We start from the raw sequence: 23,601 nt of genomic DNA on the forward strand, positions 1-23,601 counted from the left end.
ACTGAAAGCCTGCTAACTTATTTTGAATGTGATGGTATGTCTCAGCCCTATGGTGCCTTTGAAAACTTACGCAAACACAATGCCGTGCTGCATGAATCAGTTGCGTTACATTCGGGGATCCAACTGGCTGCCTGGTCAAACAAGCGCGACACCATTACCCAGTATTGCGATCACCACACGCTCAGTTTATACATCGCGGATGGCTACGAGAGTTATCACAAAACGGCGGGAGGCTGGAAGAATGGCGGCGGACCGGATCGTTTTTGCCTGATGCCAAAAGAGAGCGAATCCAGTTGGGATATTCGCGACGATCTTTCCTTTGTTCATCTCTATTGTACCGACGCTCACCTGCGCGAAGTGGGTGAAAAAGTTTGGGACAAAAGCCCCTATAGCTTCACGCTGGACGAGCATACTTTTGGTAGTGACCCGGGGATCACGGCGGTTTACCGTCAGTTTTTGCTTGGTAACGACTGGCTGCAACCCGCTAATCACCTCACGCTTAGCGCGGCATCTTCACTACTGTTAACGCATCTGATCCAGCATTACAGCAACGTTCAATGGCGACTTCCCGTTGTCACCGGAGGGCTTGCGCCTGCCACCTTGCGCAACCTGCTGGCCTATATTGAAGCACATCTGGCGTATCCCATAACGTTGAGTGATCTGGCTGGTGAGGCAGCGCTAAGCGAATTCCATTTTGCCAGAATGTTTCGCCAGTCGATGAATATGGCGCCGCATCAGTACGTCATGCAACGCCGTATGGCACTGGCGCAGCAACTGGTCTGTTATTCATCACGCAGCCTGTCGGATATTGCAATGGCCTGCGGATTTAGCTCGGCGAGTCATTTCAGTAACCGGTTTAAACAAGTGACAGGTAAAACACCAACGCAGCTACGCGCGGCGAAATAACGTCAACACTGCGTAGCAAATACCGCCGACAACCAGCCCCCAGAATGCAGACCCAATGCCAAATACCGTCAGACCACTGGCCGTAACCAGAAAAGTCACGATGGCCGCATCGCGTTCAGCTTCATTATGTAAGGCTTGATATAAACTACCGCTAATCGTGCCGAGTAATGCAAGACCAGCAAGCATCTGGATCCAGCTTACGGGCAGGGCTGCCATCAGTCCTGTAACCGAACCGCCAAACACCCCAGCCAGAAGATAGAAGACGCCTGCTGCCGCTGCGGCGAGCCAGCGCCGATTTGCATCCGGATGCGCTTCAGGACTTTGGCAAATTGCGGCGGTTATGGCGGCGATGCAGATGGAATAGACGCCAAAAGGTGAAAATAGCAGCGCCAGTAGACCCGTAAAAACTATCAGAGGGGAAACGGGTAACGAATATCCTGATGCTTTCATGGTCGCAATACCGGGGGCATTTTGCGAAGCCATAGTGACCAGAAATAACGGTAGTGCAATGCTGATACTGTGGGCTAATGAAAAGTGCGGGGTAACAAACGCTGGGATAACCGGTGACAGATTAACATCATTAGTGACAATGTCACCTTTCATCAAGGCGATGGCAATACCCACTAACATCGCAGCGATAACGGCATATCTTGGGGCAATAACTTTTAGCACCAGCCATGCCACCAGCATACTACCGCACAAAATAAGCTCACTGTTCAGGCTATTAAATGCCTGCAAACCAAAACGCAGTAAGATCCCAGCCAACATGGCAGATGCCAGCGAGTGGGGAATGATTTTCATCAGGCGGGCAAACAGTCCGGTTACGCCGCACAGCACAATCAGCGCGTTAGCCACGATAAAAACGCCGATGGCATCCTGAATAGATACCCCGTGCAGGCCCGTCACCAGCAGCGCGGCACCGGGCGTTGACCATGCGGTAAGAACAGGAGCGCGATACCACAATGTCAGCACCAGCGTACTGACCCCCATTGCTAACCCCAGTGCGGTCATCCAACCTGCAATTTGCCCGGTAGTCGCACCTGCGGCGAGTGCCGCTTGCCAGATAATGGCCGCCGAACTGGCATAGCCAACCAGGACCGCCACAAAACCCGATAATACAGTGGGCAGGGGGATGGAGAATGCACGCATATTCACTCCGTGTGCGTTATAACGGTCAATCACTGTAGCACTGTGCGTTATAGCGTACAAGTGCTAAACTGTAGCTCCGAGTAAGGAGAGCGACGAAGGAGAAAATGGACAACTTAACCCACTATCTGGCCACAACGCTCAGGACATTACGTCACCAGCGGGAATGGAGTCTTTCGCGTCTGGCGGAGGAAACTGGCGTCTCAAAAGCGATGCTGGGGCAGATTGAACGTAATGAATCCAGTCCAACGGTGGCGACATTGTGGAAAATTGCCACTGGGCTGAACGTCCCGTTTTCAACGTTTATTTCACCACCAGAGTCAGACGGCACGCTAACATTCGATCCCCAGCAGCAGGCAATGGTCGTCACGCCGTTGTTCCCGTGGGATCCTCAACTGTGCTTCGATCATTTTTCGATACTATTGGCGCCCGGCGCGCTCAGTGAATCTACTCCGCATGAGACCGGCGTAATAGAGCACGTGGTGGTGATTAATGGTCTGCTGGATATGTGTATTGAGGGGCAGTGGCGCGCCCTTAAATCTGGTGAGGGTGTCCGTTTCGCCGGAGATATGGCACACAGTTACCGTAACAGCAGCGAACAAACGGTGCACTTTCATTCGCTGATCCATTACCCGCGCAGTTAATCGGGAAAACTATTCCGAAAAGCTGCGCTTGTGACTACAATAGCCGCCATTTTTACCGCTTGTGGATGGTAACAACTGTATGCGCCAGCAGCCTCATCACCTTGAATTGTTAAGCCCGGCTCGGGATACCGCCATTGCGCGCGAAGCCATTTTGCACGGCGCAGACGCCGTTTACATTGGTGGACCGGGTTTTGGCGCGCGCCATAACGCCAGTAATAGCCTGAAAGATATCGCCGAACTGGTGCCTTTCGCCCATCGCTATGGGGCGAAAATCTTTGTGACGCTAAATACTATCTTGCACGATGATGAACTGGAACCCGCGCAGCGGTTAATTACCGATTTGTATCAGACCGGTGTTGATGCTCTGATCGTACAGGATATGGGGATTCTGGAACTGGATATTCCCCCGATTGAACTGCATGCCAGCACCCAATGTGATATTCGCAGCGTTGAGAAGGCGAAATTTCTTGCTGATGTCGGATTCACCCAGATTGTCCTTGCGCGCGAACTGAGCCTTGAGCAAATTAACGCCATCCATCAGGCTACCGATGCGACCATTGAGTTTTTCATTCACGGCGCGCTGTGCGTTGCCTATTCAGGTCAGTGTTATATTTCACATGCGCAAACCGGACGCAGTGCTAACCGTGGCGACTGTTCCCAGGCTTGCCGTCTGCCGTATACCCTGAAAGACGATCAGGGACGCGTGGTGTCCTATGAAAAACACCTGCTGTCGATGAAAGACAACGATCAGACCGCCAACCTCGGCGCATTGATTGACGCAGGTGTGCGTTCCTTCAAAATTGAAGGGCGCTATAAGGACATGAGTTATGTCAAGAATATTACCGCGCATTATCGCCAGATGCTCGATGCCATCATTGAAGAACGCGGCGACCTGGCCCGTTCATCAGCGGGACGTACCGAACATTTCTTTACCCCATCCACGGAGAAAACCTTCCATCGTGGCAGCACCGATTATTTTGTGAATGCCCGTAAAGGGGATATCGGCGCATTCGACTCACCAAAGTTCATCGGTTTGCCGGTCGGCGAAGTCCTGAAGGTGGCGAAAGATCATCTCGATGTTGAGGTGACAGAACCGCTGGCTAACGGGGATGGCCTGAACGTGCTAATCAAACGTGAGGTTGTTGGATTCCGCGCCAACACCGTGGAAAAAACGGGGAACAATCGTTATCGGGTATGGCCGAATGAAATGCCTGCCGATCTGCACAAAGTGCGTCCACATCATCCGCTGAATCGCAACCTCGATCATAACTGGCAGCAAGCGTTAACCAAAACCTCCAGTGAACGCCGTGTTGCGATCGATATTGAGCTCGGCGGCTGGCAGGAGCAGTTGATTCTGACGCTCACCAGTGAAGAGGGCGTGAGCATCACCCATACGCTGGATGGCCAGTTTGAGGAAGCGAACAATGCGGAAAAAGCGTTGAGTAACCTACAGGACGGACTGGCAAAACTTGGGCAGACGATGTACTACGCCCGCAATATTCAGGTGAATCTGCCGGGCGCGCTGTTCGTGCCAAACGGTCAACTAAATCAGTTACGACGTGAAGCCGTTGATATGCTGGATACAGCGCGCCTGCAAAGCTATAAGCGCGGCAGCCGCAAACCAGTATCCCAGCCAGCGCCGGTTTATCCGCAAACGCACTTGAGTTTCCTGGCTAACGTCTACAACCAAAAAGCGCGTGAGTTTTATCACCGTTATGGCGTTCAGTTGATTGATGCAGCTTATGAAGCGCATGAAGAAAAGGGCGAAGTACCGGTGATGATCACCAAACATTGCCTGCGCTTCGCCTTTAACCTGTGTCCGAAACAGGCGAAAGGGAATATCAAGAGCTGGAAAGCGACACCAATGCAACTGGTTAACGGCGATGAAGTCCTGACGCTGAAATTTGATTGCCGACCGTGCGAAATGCACGTGATCGGCAAGATGAAACATCACATTCTGAAGATGCCGTTGCCGGGTAGCGTCGTGGCTTCGGTCAGTCCGGAAGAACTGATGAAGACACTGCCGAAGCGTAAAGGTTAATCGTTAGCTCAGATGCGTATCGGGTTTGCGTGATTTTTGCCAGTGATGGTGTTCACGAAGATCGGCGGCGGATTCTTCCGCCGTCACTCGCAGCTCATCACTGTCGGCCGTGTGTCGTAGTAAATGATCGGCATCCTGCACCTGAAGATATTCATGTCCCTGATTAGTAGCGAAAAGTTGACCGGAAAAAAGCGCGCTGGCCAGCAATAACACTGTTAACCCTTTCTTAAACATCATGCACCCTCTGGTACGTTAGCTGCGGAATTGGCGATAATTTCGCCTGGTGACTATTCAATATTTTAATCGGGATAATGACAATCTCTGTTTTGTCATTTCGATGTTTTTTACATTTTTGTTTAGTCGATGTTGGGTTTTGTAACACCCGGGCAGTGCAGCGCTGCCCGGGTGTTATCACGGAGAGATTCAGGACTTAAATCCGGCAGCCGTCATCAGGAGACGAAAGAACATGCCAACAGCGGCGAGGGCCAGCACGCTGCCGCCCCAGAGGATCACCAGCCACATCAGGCGTTTCCAGATTGTTTGTTGCATCAATGATACCCCTCACCATGTTGAACTTTGCCGCGGAAAACGTAGTAGCTCCAGAAGGTGTACACCAGGATTATCGGGATAATCAGCAGTGCGCCAACCAACATAAAGCCCTGACTTTGTGCCGGAGCCGCCGCTTGCCAGAGCGTAATGGACGGCGGAATGATGTGTGGCCAGATACTGATCCCCAGTCCGCTAAACCCGAGGAAAATCAGCCCCAGTGTCAATACAAAAGGCAGCGTATGGCAGTTATGTTGCCCCAGTGAACGCCACAGCCAGATACTGATAAGCGCAACCAGCAGCGGAACCGGCATCAGGAACCACAGATTGGGCAGACTAAACCAACGCTCGGCAATCGCGCTATGCGCCAGTGGTGTCCACAGGCTGATAATGGCAATCACAATCAACATTGCCAGCAGCAGTTTTTTGGCCACGCGACGCATTTTATCCTGCAACGGATTTTCACTTTTCATCACCAGCCATGTCGCCCCCAGCAGGGCATAGGCTACAACCAGGCCAACGCCGCAGAACAACGTGAACGGGGTCAACCAGTCGAAAGGACCGCCGCTGTAGCTGCGTCCGGTAACGGAAAATCCGTTGAGTACGGCACCCACCACCACGCCCTGGGTGAATGTCGCCAGGATTGAACCGCTGAGAAAGGCTTTATCCCAGAATGGTCGATGCGCCGGCGTGGCCTTGAAGCGAAACTCAAACGCGACGCCGCGAAAAATCAGGCCGATTAGCATCAGGGTCAACGGGATCGTCAGCGCATCGACAATCACCGCATAGGCCAGCGGGAACGCGCCAAATAACCCGGCCCCGCCCAACACCAGCCAGGTTTCATTCCCATCCCATACGGGAGCGACGCTGTTAACCATCACATCGCGGTCATCAGCGTCCTGAATCGCGGGGAATAAAATGCCAATCCCGAGATCAAAACCGTCCATCACGATATACATCAGTGTGGCGAACACGATAATCACAAACCAGATAACTGATAAATCGATACCCATTAGCGATGAGCCTCCGGTTGAGAATCAAGGACGGCAGCCGAAAGCGGCCGGGCAGGCGTGCCGGTTGGCGGAATTGTTGGGTCATCTTCATGTGGCCCCTTGCGGATCAGGCGTATCATGTAGCTGTAACCCACACCAAACACTGAGCTGTACACCACAAAGAAGGACAGCAGGCTGATGCTCATATGTAAATCACCATGTGCGGAAACCGCATCCGCCGTACGTTGCAGACCGTAAACTACCCACGGTTGACGGCCAACTTCAGTGGTCACCCAACCGGCAAGGATGGCAATCAGACCTGAGGGGCCCATCCACAAGGCAAAGCGCAGGAAAGGGCGCGAGGTGTATAAACGCTGCTTATAGCGCAGCCACAGGGCAAAAGCGCCCAGCAGGATCATCAGCATGCCTAGCCCGGCCATTATGCGAAACGACCAGAACACCATAGTTGAGTTAGGCCTGTCTTCTTTAGGAAACTCTTTTAGTGCCGGGACCTGTTTGTCCAGGCTATGGGTCAGGATCAGACTGCCCAGCGCCGGGATTTCCAGCCCATAGCGGGTGCGTTCCTGCTCCATATCCGGCCAGCCGAAGAGTAGTAGCGGGGTTGGTTCGCCGGGCGGATTTTCCCAGTGCCCTTCAATCGCAGCAATTTTTGCCGGCTGATGCTTCAGCGTATTCAAACCGTGCATATCGCCAATCAAAGCCTGCAGCGGGGCGACGATTAACGTCATCCATAGCGCCATTGAGAACATCGCGCGAATAGCCGGGGTGTTATTCCCGCGCAATAAATGCCATGCACCTGACGCTGCGACAAACAACGCGCTGCTGAGGAAAGCGGCAACGGACATATGCAGTAAACGATAAGGGAATGAAGGATTGAAAATAACGGCGAACCAGTCAACGGGAACGACCTGGCCGTTAACTATTTCATAGCCTTGCGGTGTCTGCATCCAGCTGTTAGAGGCGAGGATCCAGAAGGTTGAAATAATGGTACCCAGTGCGACCATGCAAGTGGCAAAGAAGTGAAGCCCTGGGCCAACCCGGTTCCAGCCAAACAGCATTACCCCGAGAAAACCGGCTTCAAGGAAGAAGGCGGTGAGCACTTCATAGGTCAGAAGCGGCCCGGTGATGCTACCGGCGAACTCGGAAAAACCACTCCAGTTGGTACCGAACTGATAAGCCATCACCAGCCCGGAAACTACACCCATACCAAAGTTTACGGCGAATATTTTCGACCAGAAATGGTATAGCGAACGCCAGGTGGGATTTTTCGTCTTTAGCCATAACCCCTCAAGTACTGCCAGATAACTGGCGAGGCCGATGGTAATGGCCGGAAAGATGATGTGAAAGGATACCGTAAACGCGAACTGGATCCTCGCCAGGTGAAACGCGTCAAGACCGAACATGCTTAACTCCGCAGGCAAAATTGATTTGGCGCAATTCTAAGCCTGAGAAGCAATGCGGGGCAGAAACAGAACAGTTCTTTTTAACCATAACAGTTGCAGTGCTGTTATAGGTTGTACACGCTGATATGAAATCTGGAAGCTGGATTCCTGTTATTAAATAGCGTCCTCCCCACGTTAGTGATTTTGCGATATTAATAGCAAGGTAATTAAAAGGTAATCATAAATGTTTACTTTGTGTGTATAATAGACGACAGGGAGGCGCAGTGAAGCAAAGTGAGTTTAGACGCTGGCTTGAATCTCAGGGAGTTGCTGTTACAAACGGCTCAAATCATCTGAAACTGAGATATCAGGGAAGGCGTAGCGTTATGCCCAGACATCCAGGTGATGAAATAAAAGAAGCCTTGCGAAAAGCGATTATTAAGCAGCTTGACTTACAGTAATCATCATCACTACAAGGTTGATTATATGAGAGATTTTGAAAATCCTATGCGTTATCCTGTTACTCTAACACCGGCAGTGGAAGGTGGGTTTGTGGTTTCTTTCCCGGATATTCCGGAAGCATTAACTCAGGGAAATACTCGCCATGACGCTTTGCAGGCCGCGCAGGCGGCATTGATTACCGCTTTTGAATTCTATTTCGACGACAACGAGGCGATTCCACTCCCTTCGGCGGTTAGCGCTGAAGATGACTACGTAGAAATACCGCTGAGCGTTGCGTCTAAGGTTCTTCTGCTGAATGCCTTCCTTGAATCAAAAATCACCCAGCAGGAGCTGGCGAACAGGATCGGCAGACCTAAGCAGGAGATCACCCGTTTATTTGATTTAAAGCACACGACAAAAATTGATGCCGTGCAGATTGCTGCGCGCGCCTTAGGCAAAGAGCTGGCGTTAACGATGTTGTAAAACTGTTAACTATAACAGTTATAAAAAAACACCCTGATTATGTAAACTGATATACACAGTGATTGTCACCGACACCGGTAATCAGGATCAAAAATGAAAAAGTACCAGCGACTGGCAGAGCAAATTCGCGATCAAATTGCGTCTGGTGTATGGCAGCCAGGCGATCGCTTGCCTTCCTTGCGTGAGCAAGTGGTCAGCAGCGGAATGAGTTTTATGACCGTCGGACACGCATACCAGTTGCTGGAAAGCCAGGGGCGGATTATCGCCCGGCCGCAGTCTGGTTATTATGTCGCCGCGCGCCCCGAACGTGAACTGGCAGCGCCGCAGGTGCAGGTCACGCGCGACGAAGCGGTGGATATCAATACCTATATTTTTGATATGTTGCAGGCCAGCCGGGATGCGTCAGTGATGCCCTTTGCCTCCGCATTCCCCGACCCGCGTCTGTTTCCACTTCAACAGTTGAACCGCTCGTTGGCGCAGGTGAGTAAAACCGCCACCGCCATGAGTGTGATTGAAAACCTGCCGCCGGGGAATGCTGAGCTGCGTCATGCCATTGCCCGTCGCTATGCTCAACAGGGGATGACGATTTCACCGGACGAAATCGTCATCACCACCGGCGCGCTGGAAGCCCTCAACCTGAGCCTGCAAGCAGTCACTGATCCGGGTGACTGGGTGATTGTCGAAAACCCCTGTTTTTATGGGGCGTTGCAGGCCCTGGAGCGATTACGTCTGAAGGCGCTGTCGGTAGCCACCGACGTTAACGAGGGGATCGATCTTGCCGCGTTGGAGCAGGCGTTGCAGGAATATCCGGTAAAAGCCTGCTGGCTAATGACCAACAGCCAAAATCCGCTGGGTTTTACGCTCAGCGCAGAGAAAAAGGCGCGTCTGGTTGCCTTGCTGGAAAAATACCACGTAATGCTGATTGAAGATGATGTTTACAGCGAGCTGTACTTTGGCCGCGAAAAACCGCTACCAGCCAAAGCCTGGGATCGTGCCGACAGCGTTCTGCATTGTTCGTCTTTCTCGAAGTGTCTGGTGCCAGGATTTCGTATTGGCTGGGTGGCAGCAGGGAAACATGCCCGGCGTATTCAGCGACTCCAGCTAATGAGCACCTTATCTACCAGTTCGCCCATGCAGCTTGCACTTGTTGATTATCTTTCAACCCGGCGCTATGACGCGCATTTGCGACGCTTGCGTCGGCAACTGGCTGAACGTAAACAACAGGCCTGGCAAACGCTGCTGCGTCATCTTCCGGCGGAAGTCAAAATTCACCACAACGACAGTGGTTATTTTCTGTGGCTGGAGCTGCCGGAACCGCTTGATGCTGGTGTGCTCAGTACCCATGCGCTGGCACACCATATCAGCATTGCGCCGGGTAAAATGTTTTCGACCTCGGGAAGCTGGACACGTTTTTTTCGTTTTAATACTGCATGGCACTGGGGAGAGCGAGAAGAGCAGGCCGTAAAACAGCTTGGCAAATTAATTCGTGAAATGATGAAATAAACCATAACGCGCTATTCAATATAAATGAATAGCGCATTCTTATTTTCGAAATAGTGAATGCTGAACCACGGTATTATTTATATCGGGTGCGGCCATACAAAATATCAATAGTTAATACTATTGCCACCTCTGCGTCTAACTCCTTGTCTATACTCCAGAAGATTACCCCCTTGGTCAGAGTCTGTAGCGTAATGAGCGTTAGCTCACAACCTGATTAAATTTCCTTGCACCAGCAGGAACGCTTACCACACCCCGACTATTTTTAGAAAAGGACATATATTTACGGCAAGGCTGCCGCTCAATATTTTTTCGACAGGAGTAAGACGTTATGAGCAAGCAACTTGCCCTCAGTAGCCTGTGTGCCTTCAGCATGACGCTGATGACTGCGCAGGCAGCCGAACCCCCCACATCATTAGATAAACCGGAAGGCCGCCTGGATATTATTGCCTGGCCGGGTTATATCGAACGTGGGCAAACCGATAAACAATATGACTGGGTCTCGCAGTTTGAGAAAGATACCGGCTGTGCGGTCAATGTAAAAACGGCGGCCACCTCTGATGAGATGGTCAGCCTGATGGCTAAAGGCGGTTACGACCTGGTAACCGCTTCTGGTGATGCCTCACTGCGCCTGATAATGGGAAAACGCGTTCAGCCGATTAATACTGCGCTGATCCCTAACTGGAAAACCCTTGATCCGCGAGTGGTAAAAGGGGAGTGGTTTAACGTTGGCGGTAAAGTTTACGGTACGCCATACCAGTGGGGACCAAACCTGCTGATGTATAACACCAAAACCTTCCCAACGCCGCCGGACAGCTGGAACGTGGTATTCGTTGAACAAAATCTGCCTGACGGGAAAAGCAATAAAGGTCGCGTTCAGGCTTACGATGGCCCGATCTATATTGCCGACGCCGCATTATTCGTTAAAGCTACCCAGCCGCAGTTGGGTATTACCGACCCCTATCAGCTCACTGAAAAACAGTATCAGGCGGTGATCAAAGTCCTGAGCGATCAGCACGCGTTGATCCATCGCTATTGGCACGATACCACCGTGCAAATGAGCGATTTCAAAAACGAAGGCGTAGTGGCGTCAAGCGCCTGGCCTTATCAGGCTAACGCCTTGAAAGGCGAAGGTCAGCCAATTGCCACGGTCTTCCCAAAAGAGGGGGTTACTGGATGGGCTGATACCACCATGCTGCACAGTGAAGCGAAACACCCGGTTTGCGCTTACAAATGGATGAACTGGTCATTAACCCCGAAAGTACAGGGCGACGTAGCCGCCTGGTTTGGTTCTCTGCCAGTGGTGCCTGAAGGTTGTAAAGCCAGCCCGTTACTGGGTGAAAAAGGCTGTGAAACCAACGGCTATAGCTATTTCGACAAAATTGCCTTCTGGAAAACGCCAATTGCCGAAGGTGGAAAATTCGTTCCTTACAGTCGCTGGACGCAGGATTACATCGCCATTATGGGTGGTCGTTAATTCCGCTGGGGGTTTTATGACGTACGCAGTGGAGTTTCATAACGTCTCGCGTTTGTATGGGGATGTTCGTGCAGTGGATGGGGTGAGTATTGCGATTAACGACGGTGAGTTTTTCTCTATGCTGGGGCCATCCGGCTCCGGCAAGACCACCTGTCTGCGCCTGATTGCCGGGTTTGAGCAACTGTCAGGCGGCGCAATCACTATTTTTGGTAAACAGGCCAGCGAATTGCCGCCCTGGGAACGGGACGTCAATACGGTATTTCAGGATTACGCGTTATTCCCGCACATGTCGATCCTCGACAACGTCGCCTATGGGCTGATGGTTAAAGGCATTGATAAAAAACAACGCCACGCGAAAGCACGTGAAGCACTGGATAAGGTCGCACTCGGTTTTGTTTATGAACGTAAACCGTCGCAGCTTTCCGGTGGGCAACGTCAGCGTGTGGCGATTGCCCGGGCGCTGGTCAATGAACCGCGCGTCCTGCTGTTGGATGAACCGCTCGGGGCATTGGATCTCAAACTGCGTGAGCAGATGCAGCTGGAGCTGAAAAAATTACAGCAATCCCTTGGCATCACCTTCATCTTTGTCACCCACGATCAGGGTGAAGCCCTGTCGATGTCCGATCGGGTGGCGGTGTTTAATAACGGTCGCATCGAACAGGTGGATTCTCCGCGTGAACTTTACATGCGTCCGCGGACGCCGTTTGTGGCAAGTTTCGTCGGAACGTCAAATGTCTTTGATGCGACGATGTCGGCGAACGTTTGTGGGCTACAGGGTATGTTCTCCCTACGTCCCGAACACATTCGCTTGAATGATGCCGGAGGAGAAGTCCAGGCCCGGGGTGTTATTCAGGCGGTGCAGTATCAGGGGGCGGCGACGCGGTTTGAGCTGAAACTTGCCGGAGGGGAAAAACTGCTGGTTAGCCAGGCGAACCTGACGGGAGAAATGCTACCGTCAACGTTGTCGCCGGGTCAGCAGGTGATGGCATCGTGGTCCCGCGACGTGATGGTACCGCTGGTTGAGGAGAGGTGAATGGCTATGAACGTCTTACATTCGCCTCCACAGTCGACAAGCCTGAACCGGATCTCAGGTTACTTCTGGCGTAATCCGGGGATGGGGCTGTTTTTGCTGCTCCTTGGACCACTGATGTGGTTTGGCATTGTCTACTTCGGCTCATTACTGACGCTGTTGTGGCAAGGTTTTTATACCTTCGACGATTTCACTATGTCGGTCACGCCGGACCTGACGCTGGCGAATTTGCAGGCGCTGTTTAATCCTGCTAACTACGACATCATTTTGCGTACCCTGACGATGGCGGTGGCGGTCACCATTGCCAGCGCGATTCTGGCGTTTCCGATGGCGTGGTATATGGCGCGCTATACCAGCGGCAAAATGAAAGCCTTTTTTTACATTGCCGTAATGTTGCCAATGTGGGCCAGTTACATCGTTAAAGCCTATGCGTGGACGCTGCTGTTAGCTAAAGACGGTGTGGCGCAGTGGTTTTTAACCCATCTTGGGCTGGAGCCGCTACTGCTTTCGTTCCTGACGCTGCCTGCGGTAGGCGGCAATACGTTGTCGACTTCAGGCTTAGGGCGCTTTCTGGTGTTCGTCTACATCTGGCTGCCGTTTATGATCCTGCCGGTACAGGCCGCGCTGGAGAGACTTCCTCCGTCACTGTTACAGGCCTCCGCTGATTTGGGGGCGCGTCCGCGTCAAACCTTCCGCTATGTGGTTCTTCCGCTGGCAATACCCGGTATCGCTGCGGGATCTATCTTTACCTTCTCTCTGACGTTGGGCGACTTTATCGTGCCACAGTTGGTGGGACCACCGGGCTATTTCATCGGCAACATGGTGTATTCGCAACAAGGGGCGATCGGCAATATGCCGATGGCGGCGGCATTTACTCTGGTGCCGATTGTGTTAATCGCACTGTATCTGGCGTTCGTGAAGCGTCTGGGAGCTTTTGATGCACTCTGAACGCGCGCCCTGGTTACTCAAACTGGCGGCATGGGGTGGGGTTATTTTCCTGCACTTTCCCATCCTCATCATCGCCACCTATGCTTTTAATACTGAGGAGGCTGCTTTTAGTTTTCCACCGCAGGGATTAACGCTGAAGTGGTTTAGCGTTGCGGCGCAGCGTAGCGATATCCTGGAGTCTGTGACGTTGTCACTTAAGATCGCTGCGTTGTCGACCGCTATTGCCCTTGTTCTGGGGACGCTGGCCGCGGCCGCGCTGTGGCGAAGGGACTTTTTTGGCAAAAGTGCAATATCGCTGTTGCTACTGTTGCCGATCGCGCTGCCGGGCATTATTACCGGCCTTGCGCTGTTGACGGCGTTTAAAACCATCAACCTGGAACCGGGTTTTCTCACGATCGTAGTGGGCCATGCGACGTTTTGCGTGGTGGTGGTGTTTAACAACGTTGTGGCGCGTTTTCGCCGTACCTCATGGAGTCTGGTTGAAGCGTCTATGGATCTTGGCGCCAACGGCTGGCAAACCTTTCGTTACGTCGTGCTGCCCAATCTGGCATCGGCACTACTGGCGGGCGGGATGCTGGCGTTTGCCTTGTCGTTTGATGAAATCATCGTGACAACGTTCACCGCCGGACATGAAAGAACACTTCCTCTGTGGCTGCTCAATCAATTGGGCCGTCCACGGGATGTGCCGGTCACCAACGTTGTGGCATTGCTGGTAATGCTGGTGACAACACTGCCAATTTTAGGGGCCTGGTGGCTAACGCGTGAAGGCGACACTCTCGCCGGAAACGGTAAATAAACGACGATATGGGAAATTGCTATGCAACATCAATTACTGATTAATGGCGAGCTGGTCAACGGTGAAGGTGAAAAGCAGCCAGTCTATAACCCTGCCACTGGTGAACTCATTCTGGAGATTGCTGAGGCGTCAGCCATGCAGGTTGATGCCGCGGTGCGTGCGGCAGACACCGCGTTTGCCACCTGGGGGCAAACCACGCCGAAAGTCCGCTCTGAACTGCTGCTGAAACTGGCGGACGCTATTGCCGATAACGCGCAAACCTTCGCTGAGCTGGAATCACTTAACTGCGGTAAGCCACTGCACTGTGTCCTCAACGATGAAATTCCAGCTATTGTCGACGTTTTTCGCTTCTTTGCCGGGGCGGCTCGAACTCTGCAAGGACAGGCGGCCGGAGAGTATCTGGAAGGACATACGTCGATGATTCGCCGTGATCCGCTGGGCGTGGTGGCCTCTATTGCACCGTGGAACTATCCGTTGATGATGGCGGCGTGGAAGCTGGCTCCAGCGTTGGCAGCGGGAAACTGTGTGGTGATTAAACCATCAGAAATTACCCCGCTGACGGCGCTTAAATTGGCCGAATTTGCCAAAGATATTTACCCGGCTGGCGTTATCAACGTCCTGTTTGGTCGCGGTAAAACGGTGGGCGATCCGCTGACCGGCCATGAAAAAGTCCGCATGGTTTCTCTGACTGGCTCCATTGCAACCGGTGAACACATTATTCAGCACACCGCGCCGTCAATTAAGCGCACACATATGGAACTGGGCGGCAAAGCCCCGGTGATCATTTTTGATGATGCCGATCTGGATGCGGTAGTGAGCGGCGTGCGGACCTTTGGTTATTACAATGCCGGGCAAGACTGTACCGCCGCTTGTCGAATCTATGCCCAAAAAGGCATTTATGACGCGTTGGTTGAGAAACTCGGCGCCGCGGTTGCCAGCCTGAAAATTGGTGCGCCGAACGACGAATCGACGGAACTGGGACCGGTAAGTTCGCAGGCACATCTTGATCGCGTGACTAAAGCGGTCGATGAGGCCAAAGCCCTGGGGCATATCAAAGTTATCACCGGCGGCAAGAAAGTGGATGGCGCAGGCTACTACTTTGCCCCAACGCTGCTGGCCGGGGCGAAGCAAGAAGATGCCATCGTGCAGCGGGAAGTTTTCGGCCCGGTGGTCAGCGTGACCGTATTTGATGATGAAGACCAGGTGCTGGCGTGGGCAAATGATTCGAAATACGGACTGGCATCTTCCGTCTGGACCCGGGATGTTGGGCGTGCGCATCGCTTTAGCGCTCGCCTGCAATATGGTTGCACCTGGGTCAATACCCATTTCACGCTGGTTAGCGAGATGCCGCACGGTGGGCAAAAACAGTCTGGGTATGGCAAGGATATGTCGGTTTATGGGCTGGAAGATTACACGATTGTTCGCCATGTCATGATCAAGCATGAGTAATCTTTTAAGCGCGAGCGGTAAATGGGGCACGGATAGCTAAATCTCGGCAAACGTGTGTCTATACTATTCGCGCCACTGGCCTCGTCGCCATCGGACGGCGGTAAGTTGGAAATATCCGCGAGGTCAGGCTAATTGATACAACAAAGCCCCGGCATGCCAGTCAGTAAAGCATTACAGGGAACATGTGATTCCGGCTCAGGGTTCCGTTCACCTCAGCGGCATCACTTCTCTGAGGCACTGATACCCGTGAACGTGTTAAGGGTACGGCGATAGTACCCTTAACACGTTCACAGGCAGTATCGTTTCAGAGAAGTGAAAAACATAAGGTGAACGGAACAATACACCAGAGGCAACAGATTCATTACCTTCGGTTCGTTAACTGACAAGCATTACGGCTTAATATCGGGCTTTGTGCTTTCAGGTATACCGTACAGTAATCAGCGGCGTAAGCTGCAAGGCCAGGCAAGTAGCGCACAAACGCTCAGAACCAGTCCCAGTTGTTGCACCATGCCTGCAAATCCCAGCATCATTCCCAGCAACAGGTAACAGCTGTAGCCACCACGTGGCGAGACCTGAAAATGCAGCAAACGGCTCTGGAACTTCACCTCGGGCAGCATAATACCATAGAAGGATTAGGGGTATTACATACTAAGGATAATTTACCCGGCAATGTGAGAATGGGAAAATAGTTTACTAATGGCAGAGAGAAGTCCCTCTCTGCCAACGGACGCTGCAATTAATCAAACAAGAACCACATCAAGCAAACCAGCCGAACCTTGCGGAAATCAGACTGAAAAGTCCTACAGCAGCAAATATATTTATCAGCACCACCGTTTTACTGGAAACATTCATTTGTGCCACCTTTCGTTTTAACCCCTATGGGTATAGTACGGGTTATAACTATCCGCAATAGTACGAATTCTGAACATAATGAAAATAGGTTGTTTTATAGCCGCTTTTCATAAATTAATTAATAAAACTTGATGTAGGTCATGAAAAAGAGCATATTGCGCGCGATTTCACCTTTCGGCCCGGATGCCTTACATGTCTCTGTACCAAAAAATGTTGGTTTTTTATGCGGTGATGGCCGTTATCACGGCAATCATCACCTGGTTTCTTTCCCGCGATAAAAAGCGAATTCGCTTTCTCAGCGCGGTATTAGTCGGTGCGACCTGGCCGATGAGTTTTCCCGTCGCGTTAATGTTCTCTCTCTTCTGATAACGGCGTAAACGCCGCTTCAGGCGGAAAGCAGGGCATCTAATCGCTTTTTGTCGACTTCGCTGACATCCTGTGGATGCTGATACCCCACGTTCTCATTCGCACGGGTATACAAAGCGACCAGCCAGTCGTATACGTAGCGGCTTGCGCCGTGCGAAGGTTGTTCATCCAACTTCGTCAGGCGTAACATCGGCTGTTGCTTCGGCGCGCTAAAAATAGCCGATCCTTTCTGGATCCTGCTGGCAGGGCGCTGATCCTCAGCAACGTCGGCAAATCCAAGCCAGGTAATAAAATCACCGATATCGGCGTATAGCTGCGCGGCACAGACGTTTTCGCGCTGCATAATGCGCTGTAAGCGCTGCGGCATCTCCAGGCGATAGCTGGTGGTGACGAGGATGTCGGCAACCTGTCTTAACGTACGGGGATCGAGTCGTAAACGGCGGGCATTACTTTCATCGCGACACCACTGGCGCACGTGGTTAATCCACATTTTGTGTGCCTGATATCCGGTCTCCTGGCTTTCCAGTGAGTGCATTGTGTCACGCACCTCGGCAAACAGGTCAATCTCTTCATTAAATAAACCACTTACCTGCTCCTCGCGCGGTTGCTGAATACGCAGCAGCGATTCAAAAATGCGCATCGGCGGGAGCAAACCATCCAGCAGTTCGCCATGCTTTGCCGCCTGAGCTTGTAGCTGGCGGATCACTGACTCATTGCTTGCTGATTCGGTCTCAACGGGATTAATCCAGCCGATTAGGGTTTCGCGTACGCGCTGCTGGTGCTGTTCACGCAGGGAGGTCAGCCTGGCCTGGCGCTGCTGTGGTGAGGTTGCCTGAGTCAGCCATTCGACGAGGCGTTGTAAGCTATGTTTATCGAGCGCCTGCAGCGTGCCCCAGTGCAGTCCGGGTTTGCCCATTAATTGCTGCACGGATTCATCAAGATTTTGTTGGGTACTAAAACGCGCATCCTGCGGGGTAATGGCCCAGACCACGCCTGGCAATGCGGCATCGTGGATGGGTTGAGTATCGTTAACCCAGCCCAATAGCTTGCGGGTGATGGCGGGCGTCTGGGCGCGGGTAGAGACAGCGTTGCAGATTAAGAGCACATCCGGTTGCAGGTGTTGGCGGTAATGTTCCAGCATCCAGCCTAATTTTGCCTGCCACAGTGGATGCGGGTGAGTATCCGGGGCGAGGGGAATATCGAGCAGATCGACATTCTCCAGCACCGCATCTTCAACCGTCAGGACCAGTTCGCGCGTGAGCAGCGCCAGTGACGACAAAGAAAGGCTGACTGCATTGAGCAACTGATGATTTTCAATCGGATGAACCACCACATCGCTTTGCGCCTCATTATTGCCGGTTAATGCCACCTGGGTCAGGAAACTTTCGGCAGGTAAACCAAAATGATCAACCAGCAGACTCAGCGGGGCCGCTAATTCTTGCGCGTGTCCAGTTTGTTGCAACGTGTGCGCCAGCGTCAGCCACTGCTGCGTCAGCTCTGGTTGTTCTCCCCACAGTAGTGCCCAAGCGTTTGCCCGGGTAGTCAGATCCAGTGCGGGCAGCAACGTGGCAAACTGGTGCCATAGCGCATCGTCAATTTGCTGCTGGTTTGCCGGTACGCAGGAGCGCCAGAAACGACCGATTGCCGCAACATCATGTGCGGTAATGCCCGGCACAGGGTGACGCTGACGCAGCGTTTGCCATTTTTCCAGGCGCGCCTCAATAATCGATTTCTCGACCTGCCGGTTATCCGGGAGCGCGCTGAACTGGGCGATAAATAGCTGTACCAGTTCCGCTTCACTGAGTAACCGCAGACGCAACGGCCATTCGCTATCATGCGGATTTTCATCGCGCGTAAAGCGGATCGCCATATTGGTTGGCGCATGGCCAGGATTAATATGCGAGAAATAATCAAAGCTGCGATCCGGGGTAACAATATTCACTTTGCCAGTGGCATTGCTGCACAATGCCGCAAGCAGATGTGCTTTTGCCGATTGTGAATGTCCGTATAACCCTATACATCCTTGCGATGAAAAGGTTGTCTCTAGCGCAGATTCACTCACTGCGGCTAGCGTAAGCTGTGCCAGCAGGGCATCCGCTTCATCATCAAGACGCGCCGCACGTTGACGGGTATCTACCACCCACTCGATGGCGGCCTGCGCGGTATTTAACATCTTACTCATTTCAGGTACACGCTCCCGCTATCAATCCAGTAATGGCTTCCGCTATGGCGACGGTCTGCCAGCGTATTCAGTTTTAACGTTAAGGCATTGGCGGCAACGGGGGTGCCATCCTGTAACCAGGCATCGCTCAGGACGAAGAATTCTGGGCCACTTTCTTTGCTGCCGCCGCGTAGCTGCAGCCGTACATTCAACACGCCATCTCCGGCGATGGTTTTTGCCAGTTCGGCGGAATTTATGCTGAGCGTATACAGCGGCGTGGCAGGCCAGCGGCTGTTTGCCAGTTGCCGGAATCCTAACGTCACGTTGCCACGTAACGGGAAGTGCAACCGGGCATCCAGCTTCGCACCTGGTTTATCCAGATCAATATCGTGATACCAGATGTTCTCATCGCGCAGTGTATTGACCGTGTTATCCAGTACGCCAAGATAACGTACGGTCGAGTAAGCGCCGATATCGGCAGCTTTAAAGTTAAAACGCGGCAAACGCAAATCCAGCGCCAGGCTACACAGCATGGCGCCGACTGCCGCGGTGGATTTGGGATTACCAATCCGCCCTTGTTGGCTGAACGGATACCACTCATGCACGCGGTAGTTATCCATCCAGATCATACGGTTAACCGGAACAGGTTGCAGATGGCGGATCAACGCCTGCACGCCCGGTAAACAGGCGGGCCTGCCGGTCACTAATAAAATATCGCAGCGATAATGTGAAATAGCCTCACAAACCGCGTGCAGCGGGGAAGTCAGGGTAAATTGCCCCGCTAACAGAGCTTCTTGTAACTGCCTGAACTGTACCTGCAACGGCACGCTCAGAACATCAAACGCTGGCGAACCTGCTGGCAACGCATGGTCGATAGCCTGCTGGATGTAGTTCATCACGTTGCGCGTTGGTCGTTGGCTCAGGAGTTCTCCGAATGTGGCATGCAGACCAGCGACCGGATCGTTAATATCGCTTTGTTCCCAGGCACTGAGTACCGCATGACCGAGCGGCATAAAGAGCTGCAATGCCGTTTGTTGACGCAAAATCGCCTGGGTATCGATGCGACCGGAATCGCCAAACAGCGTGGCCAGTAATGCAGCGGCATCGGTCACGCCAGCTTGTTGTAAGCGGGTTTGCAGCGCAGGCAACACGCAACGCTGAATCACGTCCAGAAGCATGTCATCGCCTGCCACCTTAAAACCCTCACGGAACAGCAAATGCGGAGTAATTTTAACGTTCGCGCCGACGCCGTCATCAAGCTGATAATGGACGACGGCCATATCCGTTGTCCCGCCGCCAATGTCGATCGATGCCACGCGCAGCGCCCGGCCTTTAGTCTCACCGGGTTCCGGCAAACGGTCCGGGCGGGCAAGGGCGTTAAAGAATGATTCGGTGTGGCCATCGTAGTGAGAGATAGCCTCGTTATACAGCCACACCAGTTGCCCGCAGCTGGCTTCATCCCATTCCATCTGAATTTCAGGTACGGGAACCACACTCTTTTCCTGCTGTTTACGGGTAGTGAAGTCTTCATCCTGCGGGTGCCAGCCCATTGCTTTCCAGACCAGGGCAATAGCTTCAAACATGCGCAGGCGGAAAATCTCGCGTTCCTGTTTGGGCATCGCCGACGGTAGGGTCAGGATCAGCGTCCGTAACTGACGAGGAGATGCCGGGAATCCGAGGCGCAAACGCGTCGCTACGCTGTTAATTTGCCCCAGCGCCTGGGCCAGTATTTCGCATAACATATGCGTCATCAGCGTACTGCGGCTGTATTGCGGTGAGAATACCGGCAGACGATCGTCCTGCGGCAGGCTGAACAGCGGTTGCCCGTCATCGTTCATCAGGTTCATCAGTGGGAAGGCGGTAGCCAGCGGTTCGCGCTGGGTTTTTCCATTCATCTGGCTAAAGCGCCAGTCATGTAACACCGGCGTTTCATCCCACAGATAACGGCGCGGGCTGGAGATCCCACTATTGCCCTCGGTGCCCATACGCTGCATTGCCAGCTTACGGGCTTCATCACCCACACGCACAATCGACGGCCAGATAAAGGCGTCATCACGTCCGCTCTCAACGGAAAAATGCTGCTTACCAAAGCGCGCTTCGGAAAACTCCAGCCGACTGGTGAACAGCGGATCGTTGAGGAACTGCGGCTCGCTTAACGAACGGACCTGCAATTCAGCGGTCTGACGCAGCCCGTCATTGGCATCCCCGTGATCTTCAATCAGGACGCCACAGGTATGGGTATTACCGATATCTAAAATAAGATCGACGGGAATAGCGGGTGTGCTAAGGGTATGCGTAACCAGTTTCACTTCCGGGACAGAAAGCTGCTCGCCTAACAGAGTCAGCACATTCAGCCAGTGCGCCTGGTATTCAAAGTTACGCAGCGCCAGCTGGATCTCTTGTTCTGAGCGATTCTCATGTTGGGTGACATGGTGCATAAAAGATTCGCGCAACCAGCCGTCAATCCAGGTCTGGTCAAGGAAATCAGCAATTTCACTGTCATGCCAGGCCAGCGCGAATCGTGTCCCGTTGAGCAGGTCGTTTTCATTAGGCGTTAACGCTGCAGGGGCATTTTCAGTGAGCTGGCTATCCAGCGCCACGGTAACGCGGTGGGTGTTGCCCGCGCTGTCGGGTTGCGCCAGTTTTCGTACCTGCACGCGCGCCCAGTTATCCGGGCCTTCAACAAACGTGCGCGGTGGGTTAAAGCGCAGAAACGGCAGCGGCAGCCAGACACCGTCGAGGACATCCAGCGAATAATGCAGCGTCTGGGTACTTTCCGGCTTCACCACTTCGGGCTGACCGCCAGTGCTGCCAGGCAAGGTATAGCGACCCGTTGCCAGATCGAAATCCAGCCGTAGCAGGGGACCGTTTGCCGTTTTGCGCACAAAGCGGCCATGGTGCGCAGATTCCTGCGGCGTCAGGCCAAAATCCAGGAATTGAACACCGCTATTGGCGATGAGCGTCACGCTCTGCTTGTAATCACACAGATTCACCAACATAGAATCAGGCACCTATCTTTTTGATTGTCAGAGGGATTTCCGCGTGATCGTCATAACGCGCGGTACAGGCGGCGACGTCGTTGGTTCCCGCTTTGCAGGTAATTTCAGGCATCGGATAACGTGACCCGTCTGTACAACGGGCATTGCCGCGACTCTTAATCATTAATTCACCCGACTGGTGCAAACCGGAGAAAATCTCGGCACGACAAACAATATTGTCACCATGAACCACGCGAGCAGTGCCTTTATTGGCCTGGATCTGATAGCGCAGCGACGGCGCTTTGCCGCTCACCGGATCTTTAACATCGACCATGACGCGCCAGTTACCATTGAGGAAGCGCGTCGTTCCTGCCTTCATCTGATTGGCATCCATCACCAGCGCATCTTTTGGAATCGCGGCGATCACCACCGGTCCTTCTACAGGTTTCTCTTTCTTCGCAGCTGGAGTCACTTCAGCACGATGCAAAGGCAGAGCAGATGCCAGTGCTGGCAGCGGTGCCATATCAATCTTAGCGACTTCAACAGCGGCGGCTGCGGGTACGGGCTGGGTGGTCTGTTGTTTCCACAGCAGCGGCCCAACGATGGCGGCAATGATGACTGCGGCAACGGGCAGGCTCCACAGCGGCAGGCGGCGCGCAGGTTTCTCTTGTGCCAGCGGCGGTGTAACCTCCGGTTCGTTAACTATAACCGGTGGCTGTGGTTCGGGTTCAGCCGGTTTAGCCAGCTCGACGACTGGCGTCAATAAAGGCGCATCAGCCTCGGCGAAGGTGATTTCCGGGGGGATTTCTTCTTCCTGTTCCGGCTCTGCTACGGTAACGACAGGAGGAATATCGGCAAGTCGCAGGCAATCGAGCACATCGTCGCGGGGATTTTCATTCAGATTGACGAAGCCCCAGAACGTAATAACGGGTTTGCCATCAACCAGAAACACGTGGTTTTCACCGGGAAACTGGATGGCTTTTTCGAGCAGAGAGCCAAACAGCTGTAGGGAGGTTTTTCCCGACTGCAGGCTTTTACGGCTCAGAGCCGCCGCATTTTCCAGCGTGCTCCCCAGATAGCGCAGCGCACGAAAACGTGCTTCTTCATCAGCGGCTTTCCACGCCACGGCTTTCCCTTCTATCGGGGAATACCAGTCAACCCGATCGCCGTTGTCGTTAATTTGTGGGATCGCCAAACAATCCACCATCGCCTGCTGTTTACGCAGACGAAGCGTTTCACGAATTTGCAATGCTGAATCAAACACGGCCTGACCACCGCCGCCCACGGCCTGATAGTCATCCAAATTGCCGCTGCGCAAGAGAGTTTTTGCCACGTTGTTACCCCTTAGACTTCTTCACGTATCTACTTTACGTTTTATAAAAACGAGCAAACGGAGAAAGAGAGGCAAAAAGGGGCTAATTTTCATGGCATAGAGTGCCGGG

The 23,601-nt window shown here is 52.9% G+C and carries 22 protein-coding genes; 12 read left to right on the forward strand and 10 right to left on the reverse strand.

Translation table 11 applies throughout. The features are described 5' to 3' along the window. Window positions 1-36 precede the first annotated feature (36 nt). A complete protein-coding gene (locus GFB57_RS15805) occupies window positions 37-906 on the forward strand; it encodes an AraC family transcriptional regulator (RefSeq protein ID WP_003020246.1) in 870 nt (289 codons plus the stop codon). Here GFB57_RS15805 and GFB57_RS15810 read toward each other — a convergent pair. Beyond that, window positions 889-2,055 carry a benzoate/H(+) symporter BenE family transporter gene (locus GFB57_RS15810; protein WP_199880179.1) on the reverse strand — a complete coding sequence of 389 codons (1,167 nt, stop codon included), beginning with the start codon at window positions 2,053-2,055 and terminating at the stop codon, window positions 889-891. The two genes, GFB57_RS15805 and GFB57_RS15810, sit on opposite strands and share 18 nt — an antisense overlap. Window positions 2,056-2,159: 104 nt before the next feature. Here GFB57_RS15810 and GFB57_RS15815 point away from each other — a divergent pair, with 104 nt between their 5' ends. Both GFB57_RS15815 and GFB57_RS15820 read left to right on the forward strand, forming a co-directional pair. Next, window positions 2,160-2,696 (forward strand): XRE family transcriptional regulator, encoded by a 537-nt coding sequence (locus GFB57_RS15815; protein ID WP_003020241.1) that lies wholly within the window; start codon window positions 2,160-2,162, stop codon window positions 2,694-2,696. Between the two features lie 79 nt (window positions 2,697-2,775). After that, complete coding sequence (locus GFB57_RS15820) at window positions 2,776-4,737, forward strand: U32 family peptidase (protein WP_003020237.1); 1,962 nt, start codon at window positions 2,776-2,778, stop codon at window positions 4,735-4,737. Between the two features lie 3 nt (window positions 4,738-4,740). On the opposite strand, the gene GFB57_RS15825 is transcribed toward GFB57_RS15820, so the two are convergent. The 4 genes from GFB57_RS15825 to GFB57_RS15840 all read right to left on the reverse strand — a co-directional run bounded on the left by GFB57_RS15825 (window position 4,741) and on the right by GFB57_RS15840 (window position 7,699). Then, window positions 4,741-4,971: a DUF2554 family protein gene (locus tag GFB57_RS15825; RefSeq protein ID WP_003020233.1), complete on the reverse strand. Its 231-nt coding sequence runs from the start codon at window positions 4,969-4,971 to the stop codon at window positions 4,741-4,743. A 189-nt stretch (window positions 4,972-5,160) separates the two neighbouring features. Further along, window positions 5,161-5,286: a DUF2474 domain-containing protein gene (locus GFB57_RS15830; RefSeq protein ID WP_003020230.1), complete on the reverse strand. Its 126-nt coding sequence runs from the start codon at window positions 5,284-5,286 to the stop codon at window positions 5,161-5,163. Next, the gene (gene cydB, locus GFB57_RS15835; protein ID WP_003020227.1) at window positions 5,286-6,296 is read right to left on the reverse strand and encodes a cytochrome d ubiquinol oxidase subunit II; all 1,011 of its coding nucleotides are present in this window, start codon (window positions 6,294-6,296) and stop codon (window positions 5,286-5,288) included. Before cydB ends, GFB57_RS15830 begins: the two co-directional genes overlap by 1 nt. Next, the gene (locus GFB57_RS15840; RefSeq protein ID WP_003020224.1) at window positions 6,296-7,699 is read right to left on the reverse strand and encodes a cytochrome ubiquinol oxidase subunit I; all 1,404 of its coding nucleotides are present in this window, start codon (window positions 7,697-7,699) and stop codon (window positions 6,296-6,298) included. The genes cydB and GFB57_RS15840 overlap by 1 nt, the downstream gene beginning before the upstream one ends. A 263-nt stretch (window positions 7,700-7,962) precedes the next feature. On the opposite strand from GFB57_RS15840, the gene GFB57_RS15845 reads away from it, so the two are divergent. The 8 genes from GFB57_RS15845 (at window position 7,963) to patD (ending at window position 15,802) form a co-directional block, all read left to right on the forward strand. Beyond that, on the forward strand, window positions 7,963-8,139 hold the full coding sequence (locus GFB57_RS15845) for a type II toxin-antitoxin system HicA family toxin (RefSeq protein WP_003020221.1): 177 nt from the start codon (window positions 7,963-7,965) through the stop codon (window positions 8,137-8,139). Window positions 8,140-8,185: 46 nt separating this feature from the next. After that, on the forward strand, window positions 8,186-8,602 hold the full coding sequence (locus tag GFB57_RS15850) for a type II toxin-antitoxin system HicB family antitoxin (protein ID WP_123924900.1): 417 nt from the start codon (window positions 8,186-8,188) through the stop codon (window positions 8,600-8,602). Between the two features lie 93 nt (window positions 8,603-8,695). Beyond that, window positions 8,696-10,105, forward strand: a complete 1,410-nt coding sequence (locus GFB57_RS15855; RefSeq protein WP_003020215.1) for a PLP-dependent aminotransferase family protein — start codon at window positions 8,696-8,698, stop codon at window positions 10,103-10,105. Between the two features lie 328 nt (window positions 10,106-10,433). After that, window positions 10,434-11,579, forward strand: a complete 1,146-nt coding sequence (gene ydcS / locus GFB57_RS15860; protein ID WP_003020212.1) for a putative ABC transporter substrate-binding protein YdcS — start codon at window positions 10,434-10,436, stop codon at window positions 11,577-11,579. A 16-nt stretch (window positions 11,580-11,595) separates the two neighbouring features. After that, window positions 11,596-12,612, forward strand: coding sequence for an ABC transporter ATP-binding protein (locus GFB57_RS15865; RefSeq protein ID WP_003020210.1), 1,017 nt, complete (start codon window positions 11,596-11,598; stop codon window positions 12,610-12,612). Beyond that, window positions 12,613-13,557, forward strand: coding sequence for an ABC transporter permease (locus GFB57_RS15870; RefSeq protein ID WP_003843727.1), 945 nt, complete (start codon window positions 12,613-12,615; stop codon window positions 13,555-13,557). Then, window positions 13,547-14,353 (forward strand): ABC transporter permease, encoded by an 807-nt coding sequence (locus tag GFB57_RS15875; protein WP_003020204.1) that lies wholly within the window; start codon window positions 13,547-13,549, stop codon window positions 14,351-14,353. The genes GFB57_RS15870 and GFB57_RS15875 overlap by 11 nt, the downstream gene beginning before the upstream one ends. A 21-nt stretch (window positions 14,354-14,374) precedes the next feature. Beyond that, window positions 14,375-15,802: an aminobutyraldehyde dehydrogenase gene (gene patD, locus GFB57_RS15880; RefSeq protein ID WP_003020201.1), complete on the forward strand. Its 1,428-nt coding sequence runs from the start codon at window positions 14,375-14,377 to the stop codon at window positions 15,800-15,802. Window positions 15,803-16,239: 437 nt separating this feature from the next. On the opposite strand, the gene GFB57_RS15885 is transcribed toward patD, so the two are convergent. Together GFB57_RS15885 and yncL are read right to left on the reverse strand one after the other, a co-directional pair. Beyond that, entirely contained in the window at window positions 16,240-16,419 is a 180-nt protein-coding gene (locus GFB57_RS15885; RefSeq protein ID WP_032932598.1) for a hypothetical protein, read from the reverse strand. 139 nt (window positions 16,420-16,558) lie between these two features. Continuing rightward, window positions 16,559-16,654 carry a stress response membrane protein YncL gene (yncL, locus tag GFB57_RS15890; RefSeq protein ID WP_071524268.1) on the reverse strand — a complete coding sequence of 32 codons (96 nt, stop codon included), beginning with the start codon at window positions 16,652-16,654 and terminating at the stop codon, window positions 16,559-16,561. A gap of 192 nt (window positions 16,655-16,846) precedes the next feature. On the opposite strand from yncL, the gene GFB57_RS15895 reads away from it, so the two are divergent. Continuing rightward, on the forward strand, window positions 16,847-17,020 hold the full coding sequence (locus GFB57_RS15895; RefSeq protein WP_003020198.1) for a GhoT/OrtT family toxin: 174 nt from the start codon (window positions 16,847-16,849) through the stop codon (window positions 17,018-17,020). Window positions 17,021-17,039: 19 nt separating this feature from the next. Here GFB57_RS15895 and GFB57_RS15900 read toward each other — a convergent pair whose 3' ends face one another. Genes GFB57_RS15900 through GFB57_RS15910 form a run of 3 tightly spaced genes read right to left on the reverse strand, consistent with a single transcriptional unit; the run spans window position 17,040 to window position 23,492 of the window. Then, on the reverse strand, window positions 17,040-19,202 hold the full coding sequence (locus GFB57_RS15900; protein ID WP_003020195.1) for a virulence factor SrfC family protein: 2,163 nt from the start codon (window positions 19,200-19,202) through the stop codon (window positions 17,040-17,042). Further along, window positions 19,199-22,180 (reverse strand): virulence factor SrfB, encoded by a 2,982-nt coding sequence (locus tag GFB57_RS15905; RefSeq protein ID WP_061548290.1) that lies wholly within the window; start codon window positions 22,178-22,180, stop codon window positions 19,199-19,201. Before GFB57_RS15905 ends, GFB57_RS15900 begins: the two co-directional genes overlap by 4 nt. 4 nt (window positions 22,181-22,184) lie before the next feature. Further along, window positions 22,185-23,492 (reverse strand): SrfA family protein, encoded by a 1,308-nt coding sequence (locus tag GFB57_RS15910; RefSeq protein ID WP_003020189.1) that lies wholly within the window; start codon window positions 23,490-23,492, stop codon window positions 22,185-22,187. Window positions 23,493-23,601: the final 109 nt, after the last annotated feature.

Source organism: Citrobacter sp. S39 (assembly GCF_009495675.1).
In the GTDB taxonomy this organism is placed as follows: domain Bacteria; phylum Pseudomonadota; class Gammaproteobacteria; order Enterobacterales; family Enterobacteriaceae; genus Citrobacter; species Citrobacter freundii.